General features: G+C 63.4%; 22 protein-coding genes and 2 pseudogenes. 17 read left to right on the top strand and 7 right to left on the bottom strand.

The features are described from left to right. Positions 1-2: 2 nt before the first annotated feature. From NG697_RS17060 to NG697_RS17045, 4 genes are all read left to right on the top strand, one after another. Positions 3-2,813 (top strand): molybdopterin-dependent oxidoreductase, encoded by a 2,811-nt coding sequence (locus tag NG697_RS17060; RefSeq protein ID WP_252614747.1) that lies wholly within the window; start codon positions 3-5, stop codon positions 2,811-2,813. 261 nt (positions 2,814-3,074) lie between these two features. Next, positions 3,075-4,643, top strand: a complete 1,569-nt coding sequence (locus tag NG697_RS17055) for an NCS1 family nucleobase:cation symporter-1 (RefSeq protein ID WP_252602856.1) — start codon at positions 3,075-3,077, stop codon at positions 4,641-4,643. A 32-nt stretch (positions 4,644-4,675) separates the two neighbouring features. Continuing rightward, positions 4,676-5,419 (top strand): aspartate/glutamate racemase family protein, encoded by a 744-nt coding sequence (locus NG697_RS17050; RefSeq protein WP_252614745.1) that lies wholly within the window; start codon positions 4,676-4,678, stop codon positions 5,417-5,419. 27 nt (positions 5,420-5,446) lie between these two features. Next, positions 5,447-6,226 (top strand): SDR family oxidoreductase, encoded by a 780-nt coding sequence (locus NG697_RS17045; protein WP_252614737.1) that lies wholly within the window; start codon positions 5,447-5,449, stop codon positions 6,224-6,226. Between the two features lie 679 nt (positions 6,227-6,905). On the opposite strand, the gene NG697_RS17040 is transcribed toward NG697_RS17045, so the two are convergent. Both NG697_RS17040 and NG697_RS17035 read right to left on the bottom strand, forming a co-directional pair. Further along, positions 6,906-7,526 carry an RES family NAD+ phosphorylase gene (locus NG697_RS17040; RefSeq protein WP_252609633.1) on the bottom strand — a complete coding sequence of 207 codons (621 nt, stop codon included), beginning with the start codon at positions 7,524-7,526 and terminating at the stop codon, positions 6,906-6,908. Continuing rightward, positions 7,523-8,155, bottom strand: a complete 633-nt coding sequence (locus NG697_RS17035) for a hypothetical protein (protein ID WP_252614735.1) — start codon at positions 8,153-8,155, stop codon at positions 7,523-7,525. Before NG697_RS17035 ends, NG697_RS17040 begins: the two co-directional genes overlap by 4 nt. 371 nt (positions 8,156-8,526) lie before the next feature. On the opposite strand from NG697_RS17035, the gene NG697_RS17030 reads away from it, so the two are divergent. Continuing rightward, a complete protein-coding gene (locus NG697_RS17030; protein WP_252609636.1) occupies positions 8,527-8,982 on the top strand; it encodes a nucleoside deaminase in 456 nt (151 codons plus the stop codon). A gap of 505 nt (positions 8,983-9,487) precedes the next feature. Here the strand turns inward: NG697_RS17030 and NG697_RS17025 are convergent. Continuing rightward, positions 9,488-10,027 (bottom strand): recombinase family protein, encoded by a 540-nt coding sequence (locus tag NG697_RS17025; protein ID WP_252614733.1) that lies wholly within the window; start codon positions 10,025-10,027, stop codon positions 9,488-9,490. Between the two features lie 448 nt (positions 10,028-10,475). Between NG697_RS17025 and NG697_RS21420 the strand changes: the two are divergent. Next, positions 10,476-10,937: pseudogene (locus tag NG697_RS21420) on the top strand (flavin-containing monooxygenase); the annotation flags it as partial. 14 nt (positions 10,938-10,951) lie between these two features. Here the strand turns inward: NG697_RS21420 and NG697_RS17015 are convergent. Further along, positions 10,952-11,163 (bottom strand): annotated as a pseudogene (locus tag NG697_RS17015) (recombinase family protein); the annotation flags it as partial. A 119-nt stretch (positions 11,164-11,282) separates the two neighbouring features. On the opposite strand from NG697_RS17015, the gene NG697_RS17010 reads away from it, so the two are divergent. Then, positions 11,283-11,975, top strand: coding sequence for a haloacid dehalogenase type II (locus NG697_RS17010; protein ID WP_252614731.1), 693 nt, complete (start codon positions 11,283-11,285; stop codon positions 11,973-11,975). Between the two features lie 73 nt (positions 11,976-12,048). On the opposite strand, the gene NG697_RS17005 is transcribed toward NG697_RS17010, so the two are convergent. Further along, positions 12,049-12,795 carry a haloacid dehalogenase type II gene (locus NG697_RS17005; RefSeq protein WP_252614727.1) on the bottom strand — a complete coding sequence of 249 codons (747 nt, stop codon included), beginning with the start codon at positions 12,793-12,795 and terminating at the stop codon, positions 12,049-12,051. 44 nt (positions 12,796-12,839) lie between these two features. Between NG697_RS17005 and NG697_RS17000 the strand changes: the two genes are divergently transcribed. After that, on the top strand, positions 12,840-13,460 hold the full coding sequence (locus NG697_RS17000; protein ID WP_252602514.1) for a flavin reductase family protein: 621 nt from the start codon (positions 12,840-12,842) through the stop codon (positions 13,458-13,460). 64 nt (positions 13,461-13,524) lie between these two features. Here the strand turns inward: NG697_RS17000 and NG697_RS16995 are convergent, their stop codons facing one another. Both NG697_RS16995 and NG697_RS16990 read right to left on the bottom strand, forming a co-directional pair. Then, positions 13,525-14,913 carry an SLC13 family permease gene (locus tag NG697_RS16995; RefSeq protein WP_252614726.1) on the bottom strand — a complete coding sequence of 463 codons (1,389 nt, stop codon included), beginning with the start codon at positions 14,911-14,913 and terminating at the stop codon, positions 13,525-13,527. Between the two features lie 12 nt (positions 14,914-14,925). Then, positions 14,926-15,744, bottom strand: coding sequence for a maleate cis-trans isomerase family protein (locus NG697_RS16990; protein WP_305884355.1), 819 nt, complete (start codon positions 15,742-15,744; stop codon positions 14,926-14,928). 176 nt (positions 15,745-15,920) lie between these two features. On the opposite strand from NG697_RS16990, the gene NG697_RS16985 reads away from it, so the two are divergent. From NG697_RS16985 to NG697_RS16940, 9 genes are all read left to right on the top strand, one after another. Continuing rightward, complete coding sequence (locus NG697_RS16985) at positions 15,921-16,703, top strand: IclR family transcriptional regulator (protein ID WP_252609640.1); 783 nt, start codon at positions 15,921-15,923, stop codon at positions 16,701-16,703. A gap of 768 nt (positions 16,704-17,471) precedes the next feature. After that, the gene (locus NG697_RS16975) at positions 17,472-18,482 is read left to right on the top strand and encodes an ABC transporter substrate-binding protein (RefSeq protein WP_252609641.1); all 1,011 of its coding nucleotides are present in this window, start codon (positions 17,472-17,474) and stop codon (positions 18,480-18,482) included. After that, entirely contained in the window at positions 18,479-19,306 is an 828-nt protein-coding gene (locus tag NG697_RS16970; RefSeq protein WP_252614724.1) for an ABC transporter ATP-binding protein, read from the top strand. The genes NG697_RS16975 and NG697_RS16970 overlap by 4 nt, the downstream gene beginning before the upstream one ends. A gap of 65 nt (positions 19,307-19,371) precedes the next feature. Continuing rightward, positions 19,372-20,103 carry an ABC transporter permease gene (locus NG697_RS16965; RefSeq protein WP_252614720.1) on the top strand — a complete coding sequence of 244 codons (732 nt, stop codon included), beginning with the start codon at positions 19,372-19,374 and terminating at the stop codon, positions 20,101-20,103. After that, positions 20,100-20,900: an ABC transporter permease gene (locus NG697_RS16960; RefSeq protein ID WP_252614719.1), complete on the top strand. Its 801-nt coding sequence runs from the start codon at positions 20,100-20,102 to the stop codon at positions 20,898-20,900. The genes NG697_RS16965 and NG697_RS16960 overlap by 4 nt, the downstream gene beginning before the upstream one ends. Positions 20,901-20,972: 72 nt before the next feature. Beyond that, positions 20,973-21,626: an N-carbamoylsarcosine amidohydrolase gene (locus tag NG697_RS16955; protein WP_252609647.1), complete on the top strand. Its 654-nt coding sequence runs from the start codon at positions 20,973-20,975 to the stop codon at positions 21,624-21,626. Between the two features lie 92 nt (positions 21,627-21,718). Beyond that, positions 21,719-22,948 carry an MFS transporter gene (locus tag NG697_RS16950; protein WP_252614718.1) on the top strand — a complete coding sequence of 410 codons (1,230 nt, stop codon included), beginning with the start codon at positions 21,719-21,721 and terminating at the stop codon, positions 22,946-22,948. Next, positions 22,945-23,805, top strand: coding sequence for an aldo/keto reductase (locus tag NG697_RS16945; RefSeq protein WP_252609650.1), 861 nt, complete (start codon positions 22,945-22,947; stop codon positions 23,803-23,805). The genes NG697_RS16950 and NG697_RS16945 overlap by 4 nt, the downstream gene beginning before the upstream one ends. 159 nt (positions 23,806-23,964) lie before the next feature. Next, on the top strand, positions 23,965-25,428 hold the full coding sequence (locus tag NG697_RS16940) for a Rieske 2Fe-2S domain-containing protein (protein WP_252609651.1): 1,464 nt from the start codon (positions 23,965-23,967) through the stop codon (positions 25,426-25,428). Positions 25,429-25,430 lie beyond the last annotated feature (2 nt).

Raw genomic sequence — 25,430 nt, 5'->3', positions numbered from 1 at the left:
GCATGGCAATCGAAATCAACGGCACCGCCACCCCGGCCACACCCCGCCCCGGCCAGTGCCTGCGCACGTTCCTGCGCGAACAGGGCAATTTCGGGGTCAAGAAAGGCTGCGACGGCGGCGACTGCGGTGCCTGCACCGTCCACGTGGACGGCACCCCCGTACACAGCTGCATCTACCCGGCCGTCCGCGCCGACGGCAAGGCCGTCATCACCGTCGAAGGCCTCGCCCAGGGCGGTGCGCTGCACCCCGTGCAGGAGCAGTTCCTGGCCGAACAGGGCTTCCAGTGCGGCTTCTGCACCGCCGGCATGATGATGACCGCAGCCACCTTCGACGACGAACAGAAAGCCAACCTGCCCCGCAGCCTCAAGGGTAACCTCTGCCGCTGCACCGGCTACCGTTCCATCGCGGACGCAGTATGCGGGACCCTTACGCACGACGGCGGCGCGGCAGCTGGCGCCGCCCGTCCGGCTTCCGCCGCCGGCACCACGGCAGCCCAGGCCGGGCAGCTCGGCGACAACGTGCCCGCCCCGGCGGGCCTCGCCGTCGTCACCGGAACCGCCCGCTACACCCTGGATGTCCCGGCTGACGAGCTAGACGGCCTGCTGCACCTGAAGCTGCTGCGCTCACCCCACGCGCACGCACGGATTGTTTCCATCGACAGGACGGCCGCGCTTCAGGTGCCGGGCGTCGTCGCGGTGTTTACACACGAGGACGCCCCGGCGCAGCACTTCTCCACCGCCCAGCACGAGCTCTACACGGACGATCCCGACGACACCCGCGTCCTCGATGACGTGGTGCGGTTCATCGGCCAGCGCGTGGCCGCCGTCGTGGCCGAATCCGTGAGTGCCGCCGAGGCCGGGGCCCGCGCCCTGCAGGTGGAATACGAGCTGCTGGACACCGTCTTCAGCCCGCAGGACGCCATGCTCCCCGGCGCCCCGGCACTGCACGGGGACAAGGACGCCGTTAAGGCCCGGATCTCGCGGCCGCGGCAGAACGTCGTGGCCGAGCTGCACTCGGAGCTGGGCAGTGTGTCGGACGGTTTCGCCGCTGCCGACTTCATCCATGAGCACACGTACAGGACGCAGCGCGTGCAGCACGTCGCCCTGGAAACGCACTCCTCCATCGCCTGGCTCGACGAGGAAGACCGCCTCGTGGTCCGCACCTCCAGCCAGGTCCCGTTCCTGGTCCGGCGCACGTTGGGCCGGGTGTTCGACCTTCCTGAGGACCGCATCCGCGTGGTGGCCGGACGCGTGGGCGGCGGCTTCGGCGGCAAGCAGGAAGTGCTCACCGAGGACCTCGTTGCCCTCGCCACGTTCACGCTGCGCCGGCCCGTGCAGGTGGAGTTCACCCGCACGGAGCAGTTCACCGCCACCACCACGCGGCACCCCTTCACCATCAAACTCAAGGCCGGCGCCAGCAAGGACGGTCTCCTCACCGCGCTGCAGCTGGGCGTGGTCACCAACACCGGCGCCTACGGCAACCACGCCCCCGGCGTGATGTTCCACGGCTGCGGGGAGTCGCTGGCCGTGTACAAGTGCGCCAACAAGAAAGTGGACGCGCATGCCGTCTACACCAACACCGTGCCGGCCGGAGCCTTCCGCGGCTACGGGCTGAGCCAGATGATCTTCGCGATCGAGTCGGCCATCGATGAGCTGGCTGTTGGCATCGGCGTGGACCCCCTGGAATTCCGGCGCCGGAACATGGTGCGCGAAGGCGATGACATGCTCTCCACCAACCCCGAGCCCGAGGAGGACGTCCGCTACGGCAGCTACGGCCTGGACCAGTGCATCTCCTTGGTGCGTGATGCCCTGGACCGTGGCAAGCAGCGCTACCGCGACGCCGGGCTCGACGACCTCGGTCCGGACTGGGTCACCGGGGAAGGTTCCGCGCTGTCCATGATCGACACCGTCCCGCCCCGCGGCCACTTCGCCCACACCCGCGTGAGCCTGCTCGCCGACGGCACGTTCGCGGCCGACGTCGGGACCGCCGAATTCGGCAACGGCACCACCACGGTGCACGCACAGCTGGCCGCGACGGCGCTCGCCACCACGGCGGGGAAGGTTGCCGTGCGGCAGTCCGATACCGACCTGGTGGAGCACGATACCGGCGCGTTCGGTTCAGCCGGCACCGTGGTGGCCGGGAAGGCCACGCTCCTGGCGGCCACCGGGCTGGCCTCCCGGATCGTCACCGTCGCCGCGGCGCTGACCGGTGTGCCGGAGACCGAGTGCGTGCTCGACGACGGCGGCGTGGACTGTGCCGGACGGCGGGTTCTGCTCGCGGACATCCACAACGCCGCGCGGGACCAGGGCGTGCAGCTCGCCGTCGAGGGCAACTGGGACGGGACGCCGCGATCGGTGGCGTTCAACGTGCACGGGTTCCGGGTGGCGGTCAACACCGGCACGGGGGAGCTGCGGATCCTGCAGAGTGTGCAGGCAGCCGACGCCGGCGTGGTGGTGAATCCGCGGCAGTGCCGCGGCCAGATCGAGGGCGGCATCGCGCAGGCGCTGGGCGCTGCACTGTATGAGGAGGTCCGGGTGGACGACGCCGGCCGGGTCACCACGGACATCCTGCGGCAGTACCACATCCCGTCCTTCGCGGACGTGCCGCGGAGCGAGGTCTACTTCGCTTCCACCAACGACCAGGTAGGCCCGCTCGGTGCGAAATCCATGAGCGAAAGCCCCTTCAATCCGGTGGCCCCGGCCTTGGCCAACGCCATCCGGAACGCCACGGGGGTCCGGTTCGCGGAGTTGCCGATCGGCCGGGACAAGATCTACTTAGGTTTGAAGGAGGCAGGGCTGGTCCCCTCCCGCTAAGACCAACGCGGGGTCAGATACGGCCCGTGGGGCGGGGTTTAATGGGCCGCATCTGACCCCGCGTTGCTGCGGTAGTAACCGTTTGTGACTGGCCGTCTTCCGGCGACCCCTTGACTGATGCGTGACCCAGGTCATACCGTTATTTCACTACTCGATACCCATTTTCCGCATTGTGGAAAAAGCAGCGACGCTCCTGCCGTTAGTTTCCGGCATAAATCCCACAGCGGAACATGGAAGACATCTTCAAGAAGTGAGATAACGATGCAAACAACACCGTTGACCGGCCTAGACCCGGCACCCGAGACCCCATCGGACATGGGCAAAGCGGCCCACCCCTCCATGGGTGTCGACGCACTTTGTGATTCGGCCACCGCCGTCTCAGGCCTGGCCATCAGCCCCACCCTGTACAACGTAGACCTTGCCCCCACCAAGCGTGAAGGCCGCCGGTGGACCGGCTATAGCATCTTCACGCTCTGGGCCAACGACGTCCACAGCCTCGGTAACTATGCGTTCGCCATCGGCCTTTTCGCCCTCGGGCTTGGAGGCTGGCAGATCCTCCTTGCCTTGGGCATCGGAGCTGTGCTGCTCTTTGCCCTGCTCAACTTCTCCGGCTTCATGGGGGTCAAGACCGGTGTACCGTTCCCGGTCATGAGCCGGATCAGCTTCGGTATCCGCGGTGCCCAGATCGCCAGCCTGCTCCGCGGCGCCGTCGCCATCGCCTGGTTTGGGATCCAGACGTACCTGGCCTCGGTGGTCCTCCGCGTAATGCTCGTGGCCATGGTCCCCTCCCTCAAGGAGCTGGATGGCAACTCCATCATGGGCCTGTCCACACTCGGCTGGATTGCCTTCGTTGCACTGTGGATCGTCCAGCTGGTCATCGTCAGTTTCGGCATGGAAATGATCCGCAAGTACGAGGCCTTCGCCGGGCCCATCATCCTGGTGACCATGGCTGCCATCGCCATCTGGATCTTCGCGGAAGCCGGCGGCTCCATCGCCTGGGCATCGGACAATGCGCTCGAAGGCGCCGACATGTGGCGCACCATCTTTGCCGGCGGCGCACTGTGGGTCTCCATCTACGGAACCTTCGTCCTGAACTTCTGCGACTTCACCCGCTCAGCTGTCTCCAAGAAGGCCGTGGTCCGCGGAAACTTCTGGGGCATCCCCATCAACATGCTCGTCTTCGGCGCCATCGTGGTCGTCATGGCAGGCGGCCAGTTCAAAATCAGCGGCAAAATCATCGAGAGCCCCTCGGACATTGTCCAGACCATCCCGAACACGCTCTTCCTTGTCCTGGCCTGCCTGGCCCTGCTGATCCTGACCATCGCCGTGAACCTGATGGCCAACTTCGTGGCCCCCGTCTATGCACTGACGAACTTGTTCCCCAAGCACCTGAACTTCCGCAAGGCGGCGTGGGTCAGCGGTACGATCGGCCTCATCATCCTTCCCTGGAACCTCTACAACAACCCCCTGGTCATTGTGTACTTCCTCGGCGGACTGGGCGCGCTGCTGGGGCCGCTGTTCGGCGTGGTCATGGCAGACTACTGGCTGCTTCGCCGCGGCAAGGTCAACGTTCCGGAGCTCTACATCGAGTCGCCCACGGGAGCCTACTTCTACAAAAAGGGCTTCAACCCCAAAGCGATCATGGCACTGATACCGTCTGCCACCGTCGCCCTCGTGATCGCTTTTGTTCCGGCCTTCGAGGGAGCCGCCCCGTTCTCCTGGTTCTTCGCAGCCGGCATCGCGGCAGTGGTGTACTACCTGATTGCGGACCGCAAGCAGCAGTTCGACGACGTCGACGGCGAGCCCATCGCCATCGTCAGCACCCACTAACTAACCAACCTGTCCCGAAAGGGGAAAGCGCCATGCGCATCCTTGTGGCCAACGTCAACACCACGCAGTCCATGACCGACTCCATCGCCGCCTCGGCCCGCAGCGTGGCGGCACCCGGAACGGAAATCATTGGAATCACGCCCCGCTTCGGCGCAGACTCCTGCGAGGGAAACTTTGAGAGTTACCTCGCGGCAATCGCCGTGATGGACGCCGTGGTCAACTATCCGGAACCGTTCGACGCCGTCATCCAGGCCGGCTACGGCGAGCACGGCCGCGAAGGGCTCCAGGAGCTCCTGGACGTTCCGGTGGTGGATATCACCGAGGCGGCCGCGAGCACCGCGATGTTCCTGGGCCACAAGTACTCCGTGATCACCACCCTGGACCGTGCCGTGCCGCTGATCGAGGACCGGCTGAAGCTGGCCGGCCTCGACGCCCGGTGTGCCTCGGTCCGGGCCAGCGGCATGGCCGTGCTTGAACTGGAGGAGGAGCCGGAGCGCGCGGTGGAAGCCATCATCGAACAGGCGCTGCTGGCCGTCCGCGAGGACAAGGCGGAAGTCATTGTCCTCGGGTGCGGCGGCATGGCCGGTCTGGACGAGGAGATCCGGAAGCGTGCCGGCGTCCCCGTGGTGGACGGTGTGGCCTCGGCGGTGACCATCGCCGAAGGGCTGGTCCGCATGCGGCTGAGCACCTCAAAGGTCCGGACCTACGCCACCCCGCGGCCCAAGACGGTCATAGGCTGGCCAATAACGGCAGCGGAAGTGCCCGCTGCACCTTAGCCTGGCCATCAACACAAGGAGCGACCCATGACTGCAACCCACCGGCCCGTACAACCGCACCGGCCGGCACCGGTCGCCGTCGTGACCGGTGCAGGTTCCGGAATTGGCAGGGCGGTGGCGCGGCTCATGCTGGCCGACGGATACCGCGTGGTGTTGGCCGGCCGCCGTGAGGCTCCGTTGCTGGAGTCCGCGGCCGGTCACCGCCAGGCACTGACGGTGCCTTGCGACGTGAGCGTGCCCGACGACGTCGAGCGCCTTTTCGCTGCGGCCCTCGGCAAGTGGGGGAGGGTTGACGTCCTGTTCAACAACGCCGGCGTGTTCGGCCCGGCCGCGTCGGTGGATGAAATCAGCGTGGCCGACTGGGACGCGGTGGTGGCGGTGAACCTTACCGGCTCCATGCTGTGCGCCGCCGCCGCCGTGCGGGCCATGAAATCCCAGGATCCGCAGGGTGGCCGCATCATCAACAACGGGTCAGTCTCAGCGCATTCGCCGCGGCCGCGGACGGTGGCCTATACGGTCACCAAGCACGCCATGACGGGTCTGACCAAGAGCATCGAGCTGGACGGCAGGGGCTTCGGCATCACATGCGGCCAGATCGACATCGGCAACACAGCCACGGACATCATGGCCACCATCGGCGTGGACGCCGGTGCCCTGCAGGCTGACGGCAGCCGCAGGGTGGAGCCCACGTTCCCGGTGCAGGACGCCGCGCGTGCCGTGCTCCTGATGGCAGGCATGCCGCCGTCGGCCAGCGTGGGCTCGGTGGTGATCACTGCTGCGGGAATGCCGTTCATCGGCAGGGGCTAGCCAGGGGACCGACACCTTTTGCGCTGCGGACGCGGACGCCGCACCTATGAGGCGCTGACGACAGCGAAGGGCAACAAGGAAGTGGGGCCTACCTTAATCTTCTGACCAAAATCACAACGAGACGATCGGCATTCCTATCTGCGGCACCAAGAACGACCGCAGCGTCCGCTACGCCGCCCACATCTAAGACAGACTCCCCCAGACGAAACAACAAGCGCTCTCCTATGAGGGACACATCGTCGCAGCGCCGGAATGGGCCGAGCCCGGCACGCAGAGACTCGCGCAGAGAACACCTGGCGCAGCTCCTTCTTCCAATCGAGGTCATCTCGTTCCTGGACCTGTTGTTCGATGGCTTTGTCCAGCAGCGAAAAATCCAGTGGTGACGATGAAAGGCCCAGAGCGCGATGGAGGGGCGTGAGTGACATAGGTGCATTCTCGCACCCGCTCAGGACATGAGTCTCCGCCCGCACGTCGCCTGGGGGCGTTCCGTCATCCAAGCCCTTGTTGACCTCACTGCAAGGACGTCAGGGATTCATGCTTAGTCCGCTGGGACCGCTCTCGGTGCGTTCGGCAGCAACACCGGCCCCACCACGGGTTTTCCGTGCCTTCGCTCGAATCGGGCGGGAAGCCCTTCGGCCGAATGTCCAGCGTCCACTTGGCCTGCCAGGGGTGCCTTGGCTCATGGGGTCAGGATGTCAAGATGCAGCTGTGCGAGATAATCGGCCAGCCAGTCGAAGTCCGGGCCGGCGGCAAAGATCCGTCCGTGCCCGGACAACGCCACCAGGTCCCCGGGGTTGACCCTGTCGCCGAAAAAGACGTAGGCCTGGTCGGTGTTGCGGCGGTTGCTCATCCAGACCAGGCCGTCGAATCCAGCCTTGTGCGCGGCCTCCGCCCAACGCACGGTGCGACCGTACTGCGAGGCCATCGTGCCGGTCACGTGTTTGGCTTCGGTTTGGAGCTTGCGCGGCCCGTCTCCCATAAGGGATACGAGCCGCAGGTCCCGTGTGGGGGCCAGAGGCGCGCAGATTTTGTCGGCAATGCTGTCGTACATGACCCGGCCGGGGCCCGGCGGGACGTCGTGCAGGAGGGACTCGCAGACTGCGGCCTCCTCAGTCTGTGCCAGGTAAAGGACAGGGATCGCGGGATCTCCGAAGAAAGCGAACCGGGTGGCGGAGCCGAAACCGGGGTTGAACTCCGTCACGCCACCTTTACGGCCATTGCTGAACACACGGTACAGCGGTGTGCCGGACTTCAGCACGTACTCTTCCGGCTCAAACGGCTTGCCCGGGACGAACCTCACCACTGGACGTTGAAGGACTGCCGGGCCGCTTCCACCACCTTGTCGGGCTGGGAAAGCTGATCGACCGGCCGGTCCCCGTCCAGGTAGCCGGTGCGCGAGGTCATCCACAAGGCCAGGCTTGCTTCGGAGCGCCCGGCGTCACCGGCGACACGGATCAGGTCGGCCATAACGGGCCGGATGGTGTGCTCGCTGCGGTCGATCTGGAAGCCTGGATAGCGGAGCCCGCCGGGGCGCTTCACCGCGATCAGCCTGCCCTTGGCATGCTGCTCAGAGGCATAGCTGCGGTTTGGCGACTTGGAGCCAACCAGCTCGGAGACTTGGAGGCTGGAGAGCAGGCCAAATTCGGCTTCCAGTTCCCGCCAGGCGCTCTCCGTCGCCGCCACACTGCGGGCCAGCTGAGGTGACACCGGCGTCTCAATATCGGCAAGGGCCGGACCCAGCGCCGCTATGCTCTGCTCCATGTTTTCGGCAATGGTGGTCAGTGAGCGGACGAAAGAAGGAGATGCCGCCAATGGCGCTATACGGTTTTGAAGGTCTGTGATGAGATCGCGCAGGTCCTCGGTCTCGGCGGCCGTTGACGGCGCGGCCATTGCTGTGATTGATCGATTCAGTACGAACAGTTCGTTCATGGCATTGAGCCCGGCTCTGGCCTCCTCTGTCAGACGGCGCAGTCGTTCCGGCGTTGTCGACTCAACGTGCACGTCAAAGTCGGGGCGATCTTGTGCTTCGACTGCGGTTTTCCGGGCCCGCGCCGGCCTCTTGGTTTGGGGCATCTCGGTCTCCTGACGGTAGCTACATTCAGCTTACTCGTCTGACGCGTCATGGAACAGAGCTTCCGGAGCAGGGCCCATTTCACCGGTTGCCCGCCGTTTGCCGGTGCGTGGGTTCACGGCCGTGGCGACGTCGGTGGAGGAACGACAAAAGGTCAGGGAATCTGGTCGATGTTAAGCCGTCAGCGGCCGCCGACAATTCTTCGACGCGCGCGATTTAGACTGCACCCATGTCCGAAACTGAACGAACCATCACAGACCCGGTCTTCGAGGCTGCCTACGAGGCCGCACAAAAGAGCCTCCGAGAGGGCGGCATCCCGATCGGTGCTGCCTTGGCCCGCGGCGGGGTCGTCATTGCCAGCGGCCACAACGAGCGTGTCCAGCATGGCGATCCAATCGCCCACGGCGAGATGTCTGCGCTGCGGGCTGCCGGACGCCAGAAGAGCTACCGGGACATAACCCTCTACACCACCCTGGCGCCGTGTGCGATGTGTACCGGGACCATCATCCAATTCAAGATTCCGCGCGTGGTGGTGGGCGAGTCCGAGACGTTCCCCGGCGAATTCGAACTTCTCCGCTCACGGGGCGTCGAAGTGGTGGTGTTGAATGATGCCCGATGCGTCGAGATGATGCGCACCTTCCAGGACGAACACCCTGAATTATGGGCGGAGGACATCGCCGAGTAGTCCACTCACAAAGGAGCACCGGTAAAAATAGATCAGACCCGGCCAAAGCTATCGCGTGCCGGGAAATCATACGCCTGTGGCCTGGCGGTCCTGCAAAGCAGGCGTTCTTCCCCTTTTGCCATCTGCCGATGGCGACAACCCTGCTCCCTGCCTTGACTGCGCCGGCGTCACTCAGAGCTACCACTACGGGCTCTGCGGCAGGACGACGGCTCGACTCAAGTCAAGGAAAGGGCCCCTCCCCTGACCCCACGAAGGAGCCGATAGCGGACCCTTCGTCACCCTGCCCAGACCCCTGAAGAGGGATCTCAGTCGGGTTGCCAAGGACAAGCCCTTTCTTCCTGACCGCGCTGCCGTGCCTAGGGTGACTTTGAGCGGTCCACGGCTGAGGTGAATTCGGGCTATCCACGGCTGGAAATTGGAGCCGTCAGGGTAGCTCCTCAACAGCAGTAGCGGTGGATAACCTATGAAAGTGTCCTCGGTTATGGGCGGCGGCACCGCACTCGTGTCACTGCTCGGCTTGGCGCAGGTATTGGTACACCGTTTCCCGGCTGATCCCATAGTCGCGGGCAAGAGTGGATTTTGGAATTCCGCCGGCTGCACGTTGTACCAGCTCGGCAGCCCGCTCTGGAGTGAGGGTCTTCTTGCGTCCGTGGTAGGCGCCTCGTTGCTTCGCCAGAGTAATGCCCTCACGCTGACGTTCCTTAATAGGGGCCCGTTCGAACTCTGCGAAGGCACCCATGACCGAGAGCATGAGATTGGCTATGGGGGAGTCCTCGCCGGTGAAGACCAGGTGTTCCTTGACGAACTCCACGCGTACGCCTCTGCGGGTCAGAGCCTGGACCAGTGCACGCAGGTCATCCAGGTTGCGGGCAAGCCGGTCCATGCTGTGGACCACGACGGTGTCTCCGTCACGGGCGAAGCGCAGTAGTTCAGCCAATTGGGGCCTGAGTGTGTCCCGGCCGGAGGCCTTGTCACTGAACATCCGATCCAGTGCTTGGCCGTCGAGCCGACGCGCTTCACTCTGGTCCAGCGTGCTGACCCTCATATACCCGATTCGTGGATAAAACCTATGACTCTCGATAGGGTATGTCTAGAAACGGAACTTCAGATCCTATTCTGACAGCCCTCCCGAGTGGTGCCTGACGTCAGGTTGGGGTGCGCCCTAACTCGACGAAACTCCTAGCCAGGCTCCAGGTTCTCAGGACTTTCGGGGTCCGGGCCCGGCTACACAAGAGGCCGTGTTCGCTAAAACGTTGAGCGGGCTGGTCCTACAGCGTTGTCGCGCAGGCACGAATAGTTCGAAATCGACTATGCACCTGTACCAGTAGAAGGATAATGCGGTCAACGGGCTAGTAGTGTTCTCCTGCCCGCCCAGGCAGGCCTGAGCTGCGTAGGTGGAAACTATCCTTACCGGTGAGCGAGAAATGGACTGTGGTCGGGGACATGACCTTCGCATAGTTGTTGCTATACGGCTCTTGTAGAAGGGAATCAGGATGCAGGAATCAAAGAGGATTCAGGGTAAGCAGTATTTTGACGCGATTGTGGTGGGTGCAGGATTCGCCGGCGTCTATTCCGTACATAAGCTACGCGAGCTAGGCCTTTCCGTCCGAGCTTTGGAAGCCGGCGATGGAATTGGAGGCACTTGGTACCACAACCGTTATCCAGGTGCACGCTGCGACATGGAGTCACTGGACTATTCATACGCATTTTCTGACGAGCTGCAGCAGGAGTGGCACTGGACGGAACGCTATGCGTCGCAGCCGGAGATCCTCGAGTACATCAACCATGTTGCTGACCGCTTTGATCTGCGAAAGGACATCCAGCTTAACACTCGTGTAAGTGGTGCCACGTTTAGCGAGGCAGAGGATCGATGGACCTTCACGACGGAGGCGGGGGAAGTATTTTCCGCTAAATATGCCGTCATGGCAGCGGGTGTTCTGTCCGTAGCACTGGGCTGCCGTCGGGGAGCCTCGCCGGTGAAGAGCAAGTTTTCCTTGACGAACTCCACGCGCACGCCTTTGCAGTCATTGCTTGGACCACTGAACGCAGGCCATCGAGGTTGCTGGCGAGCCGGTCCATGCTGTGGACCACGACAGTGCCTCAGTCACGGGCGAAGCGCATCAGTTCGGCCAGCTGGGGACGGGGTGTACGACCGGAGGCCTTGTTTCTGAAAATCCGATCCCGACCTGCGCGCCGAGCCCGTTTGGGACCGGCGCGCAGACTGGATGAAGCATCGATGGCCCGGGCGCGGCAATTGGTCGGATTGAAGAGCTACGTGACCGTGAAGACGAAGGGAACCCATGAACAGCGCACCGTCAGTCATTGTTTTCGATGTCAACGAAACACTTTCGGACATGTCGCCTATGGGGGTGCGGTTCGCCGAAGTCGGCGCTCCGGCCCAATTGGCGAAACTTTGGTTTGCCACGCTGCTGCGGGACGGCTTCGCGCTCACCGCTGCCGGCGGCAACGGCGCCTTCGCCGAGATCGGCGCAGAGGCCCTGCGCGGGCTGCTACCCACTTCGGACATAGGGATGGACCTGGACCAGGCGGTGGCGCATGTCATGGAGGGAATGACAGGACTCAGCCTGCATCCCGACGTCGCGCATGGCGTCCGGGCCTTGCGGGCAGCCGGATACCGGCTGGTCACGCTGACCAACGGCTCCGCCCAGGTCGCAGAAAAACTGTTCACGCCCGCCGGAATCCTGGCCCAGTTCGAGCTACTTCTTTCCGTGGAGGATGCCCCAGCGTGGAAGCCGGCAGCGACCGCTTACCACTACGCCTCCGGGGCCTGCGGCGTGGAACCTGGCGAAATGATGCTCGTTGCCGTGCACCCCTGGGACATCCACGGGGCAGCCCGGGCCGGGCTGGGAACAGCGTGGATCAACCGGAACGGGGCCAACTACCCGGACTATTTCGCCGCCCCCGACTACACCGTCGCGACCTTGACCGAACTCCCGGAAGCGCTGGGGCAGTGCGGGCGTAGCGTTCCTTAAGCGGTGGAGGTTAACCCACCGACGGCAGGGCTCCACTCCACCCGCGGCCGGACGGGCGGAGGAGTTACGCAGCTCAGGCACCGAGCTGGTGAGCCAGCCCGGTGATGCTCGACGCCGTGAGGTCCCAATCGCTCTCCGGCGTCAGGTCCGCATCCTGGCTCGGGCCGTATTCGGTGGGGCGCGCGATGAACGCCGTTGCCAGCCCGGCCTCCCGGGCAGCACGCAGGTCGTTGTTGTGTGCGGCCGCGAGCATCACCTCACCGGGCCTGAGGTCCAGGAACTCCGCAGTTCGAAGGTAGGCCGCCGGCAGCGGCTTGTACGTGCGCGTCATGTCCGAGCCGATGATCACGTCCCACGGAAGCCCTGCGTTTCTGGCCATGTCCACAAGCAGCAAGGTGTTGCCATTGGACAAGGGGCCCACGATGTAGCCCCGGCGGACGGCGGCCAGGCCCTCCACGCTGTCGGGCCATGGGGGCAGGCGGTGCCAGGATTTGTTCAACTCCTCCAAGGCCCGTGCGTCCAGCCGGTCCGGATCGAAGCCGTGGCTGCGGAGCACCTCGTCCAGGTTTTCGCGGTGGAGTGAGTCCAGGGTGGCGAATTCACGGGATCCGGAGCGGATGGCCTCCATGGCTGGCTGGTAGAGGGCGCGCCAGTCATCAGCGAACGCCTCGGCGTCGAGCTCCTGCCCGCGTGCCGCGGCGAAGGCGGCGGCCTGCCCGGCGACGCCGGTGCGCCAGTCCACCACCGTGCCGAAGGTGTCGAAGAGGACGGCGCGTACCCCGCACCCCGTTGATGGTGAATGGTATGGCTGGAACGTCATGTCCTGTGTCCTTTCCTTTGCTTACCTGCCCGTAGTCTGGCAGCATGCGAACTGATTTCAGCCCCACTGACACGTCCGCCCGCGATTTCTACCGGCTGCTCACCGCGGTGGTGGTGCCCCGGCCCATCGCATGGGTGTCGAGCGTATCGCCGGAGGGCGTTGACAATCTTGCCCCGCACTCGTTCTTCACCGTTGCGTCCACAAATCCGCCCATCGTGCAGTTCACCTCCGTGGGGGAGAAGGATTCGCTCCGCAACATCACCGAGTCCGGAGAGTTCGTGGTGAACCTTGCCCCGGCCGCGCTGCTGGAGGAGGTCAACGCCACCGGCACAAATTTCCCGCCGGATGTCAGCGAGTTCGACGCCGCCGGCCTCACCCGGGAGCCGAGCCTCACCGTGGGCGCGCCGCGGGTCAAGGAATCACCGGCGGTGCTCGAATGCCGCCTCCATACGCTCCTGCCGATGGGAGACTCCATCCTGGTCTTCGGCGAAGTGACGCACGCTGCCGTGAGCGACGCGGTGCTGGAAGACGGCCACCCGCGGATCGACCTGTTGGAGCCGCTGTCCCGGCTGGGCCTGGACGAGTGGGGCACCCTGGGCACGATCCATGACCTCAACCGGATCCGGCTCAAGGACTGGCCCGGGCACTTCCGCCCGAAGGCGTAAAAAGTTAGGGAAGCGAGAAAGGGGTGCCCGGCCAGGACACCCCTTCCCTTCAAATCCGCCGTGTTTAGCCGAGGCCAAGCTGGACGAACACGAACCACACCAGGAGCGGCACTATGCCAATCATCGCAATGGCCCAGAGCAGCAACGCCCGGAAGAACATCCGCTCGTCCTTGGGCTGCGCACTCGCCATCAGCAGGGCACCGCTGGTGGACATCGGGCTCACGTCAACCACCGAGGAACTGATGGCAATGGCCGTCACCACTCCGAGGGGGGTGAGGAGCGGGTCCATGGCAATGGGTGCCACCACCGGGCTGATCACGCCGAGGGTGCCCGTGGTGGAGGCGAAGGCCGAGACGATGGCAACCACATAGCTGGTGAGCAGAGCGGCAAGGGAGCTGTTGCCCAGGCCGGCGATGCCTTCCTGGAGTTCCTTCAACGCACCCATCTTTTCCAGCATGCCCACGTAGGTGACGATGCCAGTCACCAGGATGATCGCGGACCACGGCATGCTTTCCACTGCCGGCTTCTGCACGCTCGAGTCCAGGACGATCAGCACGGTGGCAATGACCAGCGAAGCGACTCCGACGTCCAGGCCCAGGACGGTGGTGAGCACCAGCAGGGCGCCGATGCCCACCAGGGTGAGGATCCGCATGGGCGTTGCAGCCACCTTCTCGGGACCGGTCCTGATGGTGCTTTCGGCAGCCACGGAAGTGTGCGCCGGGGCGGTAAGGACAGCCGTTCCGGTCCCGGACGGGCCTGTCGCGCTGCTTCCAGCGGGAGCGGCAGCGCCGCCGTCGTGCTCTACATGCCCAGCGTCACCGGTGTGGCGTGACTCCGTCTTGGCCATGCGGCGCTTCATGATGGCCTGGACCAGGACGTAGGCGATCGCGGCCAGGATGGCATTGAAGACGAAGCAGTAGGCGTAAAGCTTGAACGAACCGTCCGTTGCTCCGGCGCTGTCCAGCATCTTGTTGGCCAGCACGCCGAAGGGGTTGACCGGGGAGAAGGCACCGGCGTTGGCGCCCTGGACAATGACCAGGCCCATGGCCAGGGTGCTGATGCCGAACCGCATGCCCAGCGCCAGGCCTACCGGGGCGACGATGGCGATGGCGGCGGGGGTGAACGCGCCGGCCGAAGCCAAGGCGGCCGTCAGCAGGAACATCAGGATGGGGACCAGGATTTTCCGGTCGCCGGCGAGCCGTTCAGCCCAGTAGGCCAGCAGGTCGATGGTGCCGTTGATCCGCACGATGGCGAAGAGCAGGGTGGCACCCACCAGGATGAAGAACAACCCGGCGGGGAACTGGCCCATGACGTCCTTGATGGACATGCCGGCCAGGAGGGTTCCGACGCCGAACGCGGCCACGGTGGCCAGCAGGCCGGCGTTGATTTTGGTGAAGGAGCCGACGGCGAAGGCCGCCACCAGGACCAGGAACGCGATAAGTGACAGGGACATGGTGCCGGCCGCCTAGGAGTTCGCCGGGGTGAGGACGCCGGCGCCGGACAGCAGGCTGCCGGCTCCGGTGATGGCGGGCTGGTGGCCGAGAGCCTTAAGGATCTCGTACGCCGTGGCCGTGGCCGCCGTGATGACAGGCAGCCCGAGTTCGTCCTCCACCGCCTGGACCGCGGCCAGCGACGGCATCTGGACGCAGGCGGAAAGCACGACGGCGTCTGCACCTTCGCGCTGCAGGCTGCGGGCAAGCGCGGGCAGGTTCTGCGGGTCAAGGCAGCCGACGTCAAGGTTGTCCGCCACCTCGAGGCTGATCGCGTCCAGCACGGTGATGCCCGAGCCTTCGATGTAGTCCACAACCATCTGGGTGAGCGGCTTCATGTAGGGGGTGATCATGGCCACCTTGCGTGCGCCGATTTCCTGCAGGGTCCGGACCAGGGCGCCCGCGCTGCTGGTGACCGGGGCAGGGTGGCCGTTGCCGGCGGCGGCGTCCGCGATAACTTTCTCCGAGCCCACATGGGCCTCGGGGCCTTGCGCCATGACGGCGACCAGGCACGCGTAGGCGATGACGTCCACGTCGGCGTCGGAGACTGCCTCCGCGCAGTCAGCTGCCTTGCCCACCATGGCCAGCAGCTCTTCGCGGGTGACCTTCTTCATGCCCGCCCGGGCGGAGTGGAACGTGTATTTGTGGCCGGTCGCCTCGGCCTGGCGGCGGAACAGCTCCGGCAGTTCAGTCTCCATGGTGGTGTTGGAGCTGGGGACGATCAGTCCCACCCGGGAGGAGCCCGGGCGCTTGGGCTCGGGCGCGGTTTCGCAAGTGACTTCGGGGGTGCTCATGGTTTCTCCACGTCTTTGTGCTGGGGGCTTGAGGGATATGACCCACACTGTGGGTTCTCGTCCCATGATGTGGGTCACCCGGCTAGGATGTCAAATAGATCACGTTCCGAAGGTCCGCTTCCGGCTCACTAAGCTGGAGGCTCTCACGGAACAGTAGCTGAAGGGATGTACAAAAAGTGGCGACGGAACCGGGCGCTGGGGCCTCACCCCTGCTGGTCCTGCATAAGGTGGCGGAGATCCTGGACTGTTTTTCGGTCGACGCTCCGGAGCCGACGCTTCAGCAGATCATCCGGAAGACGGGCCTGCCTTCCAGCACCTGCCAGCGGCTGGTGCAGAACATGCTGCGGGAAGGCTTCCTGGACCGCGAGGGCGACCGGTACCGGATCGGCATCGGGCTGGTGCGCTGGGCTACTCCCGGGACGTTCGGGCTGGACGTGGTCCGCTTGGTGAAACCGGTCTTGCAGCAATTGCGCGACGACACAGGTGAGACCGCATGCCTATACGTCCGGGATGGGGCCTTCCGGACCATCGTTGCCGTTGCCGAGACGCGCCACGTCGTGATGCGGCCGTTCATGGTGGGCATGGTGATGCCGCTGCATGCTGGAGCCCCGGGCAAAATTTTTCTTGCATTCGACCCCGAGGCGTGGGATGCCCTGGACGAGCACGGACTCGACAGTTTTACCCCCGGCACGCCGGCGTCCTTGGAAAAGCTTCAGAAACAGGCGGCTATGGCCCGGGAACAGGGGTTTTATGCGGCTTTTGGGGAACGGAACGAGGACGTCGGTTCCATCAGTGCACCCGTATTCGACCACGCCGGGCGGCTCACTTGCGCTATCGGCCTGGGGTTTCCTAACCAGCGGATTGGGCCCGCCGACGTCGAACGGCTGGGGCCCGTGGTTGCCCGCGCTGGCCTGGAAGCCAGCCGTGCTCTGGGGTATGACTGCAGTGCGTCAACTTAGATGGACACGGACACGCAACGGGAGTTCTCGCATCCACTGCAACTCCCGCGCTTTGAAACGCCGACAATGAAGATATGTAAGGTTGAACAATGATTATTGTTCGCTGAATCCTTGGCAAACACCGGGGCGAACGAAACTCAGATACGCGGACGCCTCGCGGCCGAACGCAGCGAGGGCACACACCCCAGCGCCTCAGTGACCATGGGCAAAGGGGCTGCCAAGGCCAGGAAGACCCGCAGCGGGGAAGCAGTCGGCGCCGAGCGCACAAAGGGTGGGCCAGCGCGTAATTCGCTGTGCAATTTTCTAGATCAGATTGCAGCCGACGTGTCGGAGTTCCACACGCAGGCATGATTCAGGTCCCTTTGTCGTCGGCAATGTTAGTTTTCCATCCGACATTCCGGGGAGTTCGACCTCATGCGCTGGAGGATGGATGATCGGGCTATGCCTGGTCGCGACGTGGGCTGACGATCTCCGGCGTCAGGGCGGGGCCGAGGTCCGGACGAACAGCCGGTCATGGACGCCCTGGTTCCGCCGATTGCCACGGCGGCAACTCCAACCGGCATCCCACTTTGGCCAGAGCGGCAACACGCGCGGTTTCTGATGCGTAGGGCTTCCGCGTAGGCCCATTCATCGAGCATGGTGCGGTTGTAGCGCTCGACTTTGTACGAGAGCAAGACTCTGCTTAGCAGAAGAATAATCTGGACAGCAGTGAAGTGATGTGTTTCACTTACTGGATCATGCGCTACACACAATGACGAGGAGAAACGCATGCAATCGACCTTAGGCAATCCGGACCGCCGGGGATTCTTGAAACTATCGGCCGCAGCGGGGGGTGTCGTGTTTCTAGGGCTCACGACGGGTTGTGGGCAGGCTGGGGGCAGCGGCGGTGGCGCTTCCAAAGGGTATTCCGGTGATGTCGCGATTACGGGCTTGGCGAGTTTGATCCACTCGGCTCCGTTCTTCATCGCCCAGTCCGAGGGCTACTACGAGGAAGAGGGCCTCACGCTGGAGCACATCCAGTTCCCGGGAGGGCTGGATACGGTCAGAGGGATTGAGTCGGGTATTGGATTCGGCACCTCTTCAACCATCCCCGTCTTCATTGCCGCGGAAAAGGGGATGGATGTGAGGATCTTCGGCAACCTCTACACGGCTGCTTCCGTTGACTTCATCGCGCTGGCAGACTCCCCGATCAAGACCATCCAGGATCTCAAAGGCAAGAAAGTTGCAGTCAGTACACCCGGATCAAACTCCTCCTATTTTGCAGACCGTACCCTGCGGGAGGCCGGTCTTGTTCCCGGCAAGGATGTCGAACTGATCAGCGTCGGATCCGCGAGCGATTCCTGGACTGCGGTGTCAAAGAACGTCGTCGATGTTGCTTGGACGGCATCCCCTCTTTCCGAGAAAATCGCTTCCGAAAGTGGCGGGAAGGTTATCTGGCGGTCCCGCGACTATGTGACGGATTGGTCGGATACTTGCCTGGTTGCGACGGGGTCATTCATCGACAAGAACACCGAGGCAATGAAGGGATGGGGCCGGGCGCTCCAGAAGGCTATGGACCTCATCTCAAACGATCTGGAAAAAGCGGCCGATGCATACGGCAAGGCCATCAAGTACGAACCGAAAGTTGCGCTTGAAGCGCTAAAAAACTCCCAGAAATTCTACAGCCTCGACTTTACTGACGCCCAGTTGGCCGCCGTCGTCGCTGCCGGTAAGGCTCAGGGCCAACTGACCAAGGAACCGGACATGAATGCCATCGTCATGAAGAACTTTCTCTCATGAGTCAGTCACCCACCATGCGTTCGATAGGACACGAAAACGACGTCGTTTTCGACAACATAGGAATGACTTTCGATACAGGTGCCGGGGTTACCCGGGCCGTCGAGAACGTTTCCGGAGCGATACCGGAAGGCAAGTTCGTGTCCGTGATAGGCCCCAGCGGCTGCGGCAAGAGCACTCTGCTCGATATGGTCGGCGGCCTCCTCAAGCCCACACAGGGGTCCGTGAGCATCAACGGAGAGAAGGTGACCGGGCCCCGGCGCGATACTGCAATGGTGTTCCAAGAGGACTCCACTTTGCATTGGCGCACCGTGTTGGACAACGTGGCTTTCGGACTGGAAGTCAAGGGCATCTCCAAAGCTGAACGCTACGACAGCGCCCGTCGCATGATTGAGCTCGTGGGACTGAAAGGTTTCGAAGACCACCGCCCGGGCCAACTCTCGGGCGGAATGAAGCAGCGCGTGGCTATTGCCCGGGCGCTGGCCATGGAACCGCGCGTCCTGCTCATGGACGAACCGTTCGGCGCTCTGGATCAGCAGACCAGGCAGTTCATTGGCCGGGAGCTGTTGCGCATCTGGGAAAAAACGCGCAACCGCGTCCTGTTTATCACGCACGACATCCAGGAGGCCGTCTACCTCTCCGACGAAGTTTGGGTCATGTCAGCGAGGCCCTCAATTGTCAAAGAGGTGGTGACCATCGATTTGCCGCGCCCCCGGCCGGAGGGAACACACGCGCTGCCAAGGTTCCGGGAATTGGAAGACCACCTGTGGGCACTTGTGAAGGTGGAGGCGGAAAAGACGCTCGGCCCAGGGGCGCGGCTCGCGTGACTGTCCTGGAAAAGACCCTGCCAGTCCCGCCCAAGCAGAGGGATACTCTCGTACGCCGAGCAGCCATGGTCCGCTGGGCTATTTTGGCGGCGCTGATCGTCATTCTCGAGGTCACCACCAGAACGGGAATGATAAGCCCGGCGCTTATGGTGTCACCCTCGGAGATTCTCGCGCGGCTTGTCTCGATCGTTCCGACGGAACGATTTGGCCAAGACGCAGCCCGTACACTGACGACAATCCTGATTGCGTTCACCATCGGACTTGTTCTGGGAATCCCGTTGGGGGTGTTCTTGTGGCGGGTACCGGCGGCCGGCCGCATCCTTGAGCCGTTCATCGTCACGGGATATGCAATGCCCACCCTGTTGTTCTATCCGGTTCTGCTGGCCGTCATGGGACTGAATGCGGGGCCGATCATTCTCATAGCGGCCTCGATGTCCCTCATCCCGATTGCGTTGACGACGATGGTCGCGCTGAAATCAATCAAGCCCATTCTTCATAAGCTCGCCAACTCCGTGAGCGCTTCTCCCCGCCAGTATTACCTGAAGGTCCTGTTCCCTGCGGCGACACCTCTGATTTTCCCGGGAGTAAAGCTGGGCTTTATCTACGCGGTAATCGGCACTGTTGCCATGGAATTCATCCTGGCAGCACAAGGCATCGGTTTCCGCGCCGGCTTCTACTACCGCGAACTCAACACCGCCGACATGTGGGCCTATATCGCTGTGGTGATTGTTCTCAGCGTGCTGGTCAACGCGGTCCTCACCAGGCTAGAGAAACGTATCAGAAGGGACATGCTGTGAGTACCGACGTGACGATTCCTTCGTTTCCACAAATTACCGGTCATCGGGAAGCAAAGAAATCCAGGGTGATCAGGGACAACCTGTGGCGCGCCGCAGTGCTGGTAGCACTTGTCCTCCTCTGGGCCGTGTTGTCTTCCACGACCGACCTGGTGGCTTCCCCTGCGGCATCCCTTAACGCTCTGGCGGAGCGCTTCGCCGACGGCTCCATCTATCGGCATCTCGATGCAACGCTGCAAGCGGTAGCCATCGGGTTCTGCATTGCCGCCGCGATTGGATTTCCCCTGGGCTATGTCATCGGACGGAGCAAGTTTCTCGGGGCTGTATTCGATCCACTCGTGGCAGGCGCATTTGCCATCCCGCGTGTAATCTTCTTTCCGATTCTTCTCCAGATATTCGGAGTGGGTGTGGGCGCCCAGTCCGCAATGGCCGCCCTGGCCGCCGTATTTCCCATTATGGTCTCGACCACAGCAGGCGTCCGCGCCATCAACCCGCTTTTGCCCAAGCTCGCACGCTCCCTGAGCCTGTCCCCGCTGCAGACCGTGACCAAGATATACATACCGGCCATGGCCCCATCACTCATGGTCGGTATCCGTATCGGCTTCAGCATTGCGTTCATCAACGTGATCATTGCCGAGTTCTTCGCCGCGCGTGCCGGTTTGGGCCTCCTGGCCCTGCGCGCCTACGGAATGTTGGACCTGCCCACCATGTACGGGATCATCGTCCTTCTCGCAGCAATCGCACTGGCAGGAAACCTTGCCCTGTGGGCTGTCGAGCGGCGTCTGGGCGAGAAAGCCTAGGCCTTACACCCCGCGCCTTGCGCGTGGATGCTCGGGTCATTGGTCTCTGAACGACCTAAGGAAGAGGGAAGCATGACTACTGCTGCCAGCGACGAATACAAAAGGCTGCGGACCGAGTTTAAGGAAAAGGGCCTAGGCGGGAGGATCGGATTCGGCAATCGACCAGCGCTTCTGGTAGTTGACTTCATCCGCGGATTCACAGATACACGATCGCCTTTGGCCGGAGATCTGGACGAACAGGTGAAGGCGACACAGGAACTTTTGGCACGGGCACGGGCGGCGGCAGTTCCCGTCATCTTCTCGACAGTCGCCTACGACACGGATCTGCAGGAAGCCGGTAAATGGATCCGGAAAATCCCCTCCAACAGTTGGTTGGTTGAGGGAAGCGAATGGGTAGAACTCGACGACAGGCTCGCCCGCCAAAGCAGCGAAATGCTGCTGGTGAAAAAGTACGCATCCTGCTTTTTCGGGACCGACCTTGCAGCGCGCCTGGTGTCCAAGGGGATCGATACGCTGATCCTCGTCGGTTGCACCACCAGCGGATGTATCCGCGCCACGGCCGTTGACTCATGTTCCTACGGATTCCACACCATCGTTGTTGAGGAAGGTGTCGGCGACCGCGCCGAGCTTCCCCATCTTGCGAGCCTTTTCGACATCGACAACAAATACGGCGACGTCGTCGGCTTGGAGGAGGCAAACGCCTACCTCGAGCATGTCCGCGCGTAGAGCCACCACCTCGAGCCGGTGGCAGCGCCCGCCTTCGTCCGGTAAGCAGCAGCGACGCCGTCTTGCCAGGCCGCCCCATCAAAGAGAAAAGCATGCGATCGCCCGGCACTGACAGGGCCCTGAGCATTGGCGCGACGGTGCTGTTCTCGTTCGCCCTCGGGACCCTTGGGGTCGTAGTGCCGCTATTGGCAATCGGTGTCGGCTACAGCGCCCCCGAAGTCGGACTGATGGTCGCGCTGGCGGCCGTCTCGCAGCTGGTGACGCGTCTATTCATGGGTGCCCTTATGCGCCGGGTCCCGGACAAAGCCTTCCTCGTAGGCTCGGCTGTCATGATTGCCGTCTCCTGCGTCCTCCTTGCGCTCTCGGATGCGCTGGTGATTTTTGCAGTGTCGCAGCTCGTCCAGGGCTCGGCCCGCGCCTTGTTCTGGACCAGCAGCCAGACACACGCCGTTCGCATGTCGGCCACGTCCGTCGGAGGGCTGACTGCCGTGAATCTGGCCGCCGGCGTGGGGGCGCTGCTGGGGCCTGCCCTGGCAGGTTACCTGTGGGAAGCGTCGGCAGCGCTGCCGCTGGTTGTGGCGGCGGCGGCAGGTGCAGCGGCCGCCATCACTGCGGCCCTGCTGGTCAGACTTCCGCTGTTTGCTCCAGAAAAGTCCGCGGGAGGAATGAAAGCCGGCCGCCTGTGGCGGCGACCCGGGGTTGGTGCGGCCTGCTGGATGAACGCCGGGGCAGGGGCGTGGAAGAGCCTCCTGGACTCCTATGTTCCCGTTGCGCTTTCCCTTGCGGGGCAATCCGTAGCAGTCATCGGCATTCTGATATCCATAGCCAACACCGCCGTCCTTGCAGGAAGCGCGGCCGGCAGCTGGCTGCGCCGAAAGGGAGTGCGGGCCTCGCTCGTCACGGGCCTTCTCGCCACGGGAGCCGGGCTGGCGGCCGCGGGTCCCCTTGCTGGTGTGGCAGCTGCGGCTGCCGTGGCCCTCGTTATCTCTGGCATTGGTGCGGGCATCCTGCAAACCGTCGGTCCGGCGATTGCTGTAGACGAAGTGCACCCGGAAGAACGCGGGGATGTGCTGGCACTGACCGGCACTGTCCGTGCATCAGCGCTCTTCTTTACCCCGTTTGGGATGGCCCTGCTGGTAACCGTGGCTCCGGTTGCCGCGGCACTGCTCGCAGCCGGTGTAGTCATCACTCTTCCGGCGGCGTGCGGCGTGCGGCATACGGAGGGAAGAGCGGCATCGCCACGAGGAGCCGCCACCACAGGGCCCTTCCACCCCTTCGCAACACGAACACCTGAAAGCTCCCGAGAAGAAGGCATCCGATGACAACTGAATCGACTAAGGCCACTGGCCCGGTCCCGCGGCTGGGTCTGCTGCACGGACACACCATTCCACGGCTCGGCCTGGGCACGTGGCCAATGGTGGACGATGATTGCGAAACGGCCGTGCGTTATGCAGTTCAGTGCGGCTACCGGCTGATCGACACTGCGTTCCAGTACGGGAACGAGGAAGCCGTCGGCCGAGGCATCCGCACGGCAGGCGTTCCTAGGGACGAAATCTTCGTCTCCAGCAAGTTCAACAAAGAGTCGCACAGCGTGGATGGGGTGCGACGGGCCTACGACGAGAGTCTACGGAGGCTCGGCGTTGACTACCTGGACCTGTTTATGTGCCACTGGCCGGTACCTGCCCAGGACAGGTACGTGGACGCGTGGAAGGGCCTCGTGAAGCTGTTGGAAGAAGGCCGCGTCAAGGCCATCGGCGTTTCCAATTTCAAGCCTGCCCACCTGAGAAGAATCATCGACGAAACCGGAGTGGTCCCCGACGTCAATCAAATCCAGCTGAGTCCGGACCTGGCACGCCTGTACCCGCGCACCATCCACCGGCAGCTTGGCATTCTGACCGAGTCCTGGAGCCCGATAGGCCGTGAGTCGGGACTGCGCGGAAACCCCGGTGTTGTCGACATCGCTGACCGCCTCAGGAGATCGCCTGCGCAGGTCTTGCTGCGTTGGCACGTCCAGCAGGACCTGGTGCCCATTCCGCAGGCTTCAGACCCGCTCTGGCTCGAAGAGAACATTTCCGTTTTTGATTTTTCGCTCACTGCAGAGGACATGGAGGCGATGGCCCGCCTGGACAGCGGGGAAACCGCGGCGCGGGACTCTGACTTACCGGAAAACGGCCACTGATAGGGGCCCGGAAGGCGGGTCGCCCCCGTGATTCGGCACCGAAAGCCGAATCAGGGGTTGACGAACATCACATAATGCGTCATTCTCTTCATTACAGAATCATTCTCTGAACAGCAGAGACCACTAGGCATTTGCCGGCCCGGACAAGGAGATCCATTGATGACTGACCAAAGCGGCGTCCTTCAGGACGTGCGGCAGGGCATGATCCCTGCGCACATCTACAATGACAAGGAGATCTTCGAACTCGAAAAGGAGCGTCTTTTCGGACGCAGCTGGCTCTTTGTTGCCCACGAATCCGAAGTGCCTGAAGCAGGGGATTACGTGGTTCGCCGCGTACTGGAAGACTCGTTCATCATTTCCCGGGACGAAAAGGGCGAAATCCGGGCACTCTTCAACATGTGCCTTCACCGCGGCATGCAGGTCTGCCGGGCCGAAATGGGCAACGCCTCCCACTTCCGCTGCCCCTACCACGGCTGGTCCTACCGCAACGACGGACGCATCGTGGGCCTGCCGTTCCATCAGGAGGCCTACGGGGGGGAAGAAGGCTTCAAGAAAAAGGGGCAGACCCTGCTGCCCGCTCCCTCCCTGGGGGTATACAACGGGCTGATCTTCATCAGCCTGGATCCGGACGCGGAGCCGCTTGAGGACTTCCTCGGCGATTTCAAGTTCTACATGGACTACTACACGAAGCAGAGTGCCGACGGCATTGAGATGCGCGGCCCCCAGCGGTGGCGCGTGAAGGCGAACTGGAAGATCGGCGCCGAAAACTTCGCCGGCGACATGTACCACACACCCCAGACCCACACATCCGTTGTTGAAATCGGTCTGTTCCGCGAACCCAAGGCGGAAAAACGCAAGGACGGCACCACCTACTGGGCCGGGAACGGCGGCGGAACGACCTACAAGCTCCCCGAGGGAAGCCTGGAAGACCGGCTCCGCTATGTGGGCTACCCGGACGAGATGATCGCACGCATGAAGGAGCAGTGGAGCCAGGAGCAGCTCGACGTCGTGGGCAAGGACGGGTTCATGATATCGGCGGCCTCGGTGTTCCCGAATATGAGCTTCGTCCACAACTGGCCCCGGGTCGAAGAAGACTCCGACGAGGTGCTTCCCTTTATTTCCATCCGCCAGTGGCAGCCGATCAGTGAAGACGAGACCGAGATCGTGTCCTGGTTCGCCGTGGACAAGAATGCGCCCGAAGAGTTCAAGGCCCTTTCCTACAAGGCCTACCTGATGTGCTTTGGCAGCGGCGGCATGTTCGAACAGGACGACGTCGAAAACTGGGTTTCCCTGACCAGTACCGCCGGCGGTCCCATGGCGCGGCGCCTGCTGCTGAACAGCCGCATGGGCATGCTGGAAAACGGAGACAACGTTGTCGAACCACTGACAACCGAGCAGTACTCGGGTCCGGGTTCAACCCGCGTCGGCTACAGCGAATACAACCAGCGTGAACTGCTGCTGCGCTGGGCCGACCATCTGGAACGCCCGGTCGAAAAAGCCGCCCAGCTGCACGTCGGAACCAGCGCGGGCCAGACAGGCTCCCTCAACGGTCCGGGCTCTCTCGGCGCTGCCGCTGAACGCACTGGAAGCACCGCCGTCGAGACCGTCTCAAGGGAGGGCTAGCC

Source organism: Pseudarthrobacter raffinosi (assembly GCF_023913835.1).
GTDB lineage: Bacteria > Actinomycetota > Actinomycetes > Actinomycetales > Micrococcaceae > Arthrobacter > Arthrobacter raffinosi.
Note: the sequence above shows the minus strand (reverse complement) of the source record. Positions and strands in the feature narration are given on the sequence as shown.

What these genes read in the sequence shown, in the direction of transcription:
- NG697_RS17005 (WP_252614727.1), bottom strand. Translation starts at nt 12,795, where the DNA reads ATGACGTTCCAGCCATACCATTCACCATCAACGGGGTGCGGGGTACGC.
- NG697_RS16940 (WP_252609651.1), top strand. Translation starts at nt 23,965, where the DNA reads ATGACTGACCAAAGCGGCGTCCTTCAGGACGTGCGGCAGGGCATGATC.
- NG697_RS16995 (WP_252614726.1), bottom strand. Translation starts at nt 14,913, where the DNA reads ATGTCCCTGTCACTTATCGCGTTCCTGGTCCTGGTGGCGGCCTTCGCC.
- NG697_RS16975 (WP_252609641.1), top strand. Translation starts at nt 17,472, where the DNA reads ATGCAATCGACCTTAGGCAATCCGGACCGCCGGGGATTCTTGAAACTA.
- NG697_RS17000 (WP_252602514.1), top strand. Translation starts at nt 12,840, where the DNA reads ATGCGAACTGATTTCAGCCCCACTGACACGTCCGCCCGCGATTTCTAC.
- NG697_RS17025 (WP_252614733.1), bottom strand. Translation starts at nt 10,027, where the DNA reads ATGAGGGTCAGCACGCTGGACCAGAGTGAAGCGCGTCGGCTCGACGGC.
- NG697_RS16965 (WP_252614720.1), top strand. Translation starts at nt 19,372, where the DNA reads ATGGTCCGCTGGGCTATTTTGGCGGCGCTGATCGTCATTCTCGAGGTC.
- NG697_RS17055 (WP_252602856.1), top strand. Translation starts at nt 3,075, where the DNA reads ATGCAAACAACACCGTTGACCGGCCTAGACCCGGCACCCGAGACCCCA.
- NG697_RS16970 (WP_252614724.1), top strand. Translation starts at nt 18,479, where the DNA reads ATGAGTCAGTCACCCACCATGCGTTCGATAGGACACGAAAACGACGTC.
- NG697_RS16945 (WP_252609650.1), top strand. Translation starts at nt 22,945, where the DNA reads ATGACAACTGAATCGACTAAGGCCACTGGCCCGGTCCCGCGGCTGGGT.
- NG697_RS17050 (WP_252614745.1), top strand. Translation starts at nt 4,676, where the DNA reads ATGCGCATCCTTGTGGCCAACGTCAACACCACGCAGTCCATGACCGAC.
- NG697_RS17060 (WP_252614747.1), top strand. Translation starts at nt 3, where the DNA reads ATGGCAATCGAAATCAACGGCACCGCCACCCCGGCCACACCCCGCCCC.
- NG697_RS16950 (WP_252614718.1), top strand. Translation starts at nt 21,719, where the DNA reads ATGCGATCGCCCGGCACTGACAGGGCCCTGAGCATTGGCGCGACGGTG.
- NG697_RS16955 (WP_252609647.1), top strand. Translation starts at nt 20,973, where the DNA reads ATGACTACTGCTGCCAGCGACGAATACAAAAGGCTGCGGACCGAGTTT.
- NG697_RS17035 (WP_252614735.1), bottom strand. Translation starts at nt 8,155, where the DNA reads ATGAACGAACTGTTCGTACTGAATCGATCAATCACAGCAATGGCCGCG.
- NG697_RS17030 (WP_252609636.1), top strand. Translation starts at nt 8,527, where the DNA reads ATGTCCGAAACTGAACGAACCATCACAGACCCGGTCTTCGAGGCTGCC.
- NG697_RS17045 (WP_252614737.1), top strand. Translation starts at nt 5,447, where the DNA reads ATGACTGCAACCCACCGGCCCGTACAACCGCACCGGCCGGCACCGGTC.
- NG697_RS16990 (WP_305884355.1), bottom strand. Translation starts at nt 15,744, where the DNA reads ATGAGCACCCCCGAAGTCACTTGCGAAACCGCGCCCGAGCCCAAGCGC.
- NG697_RS17010 (WP_252614731.1), top strand. Translation starts at nt 11,283, where the DNA reads ATGAACAGCGCACCGTCAGTCATTGTTTTCGATGTCAACGAAACACTT.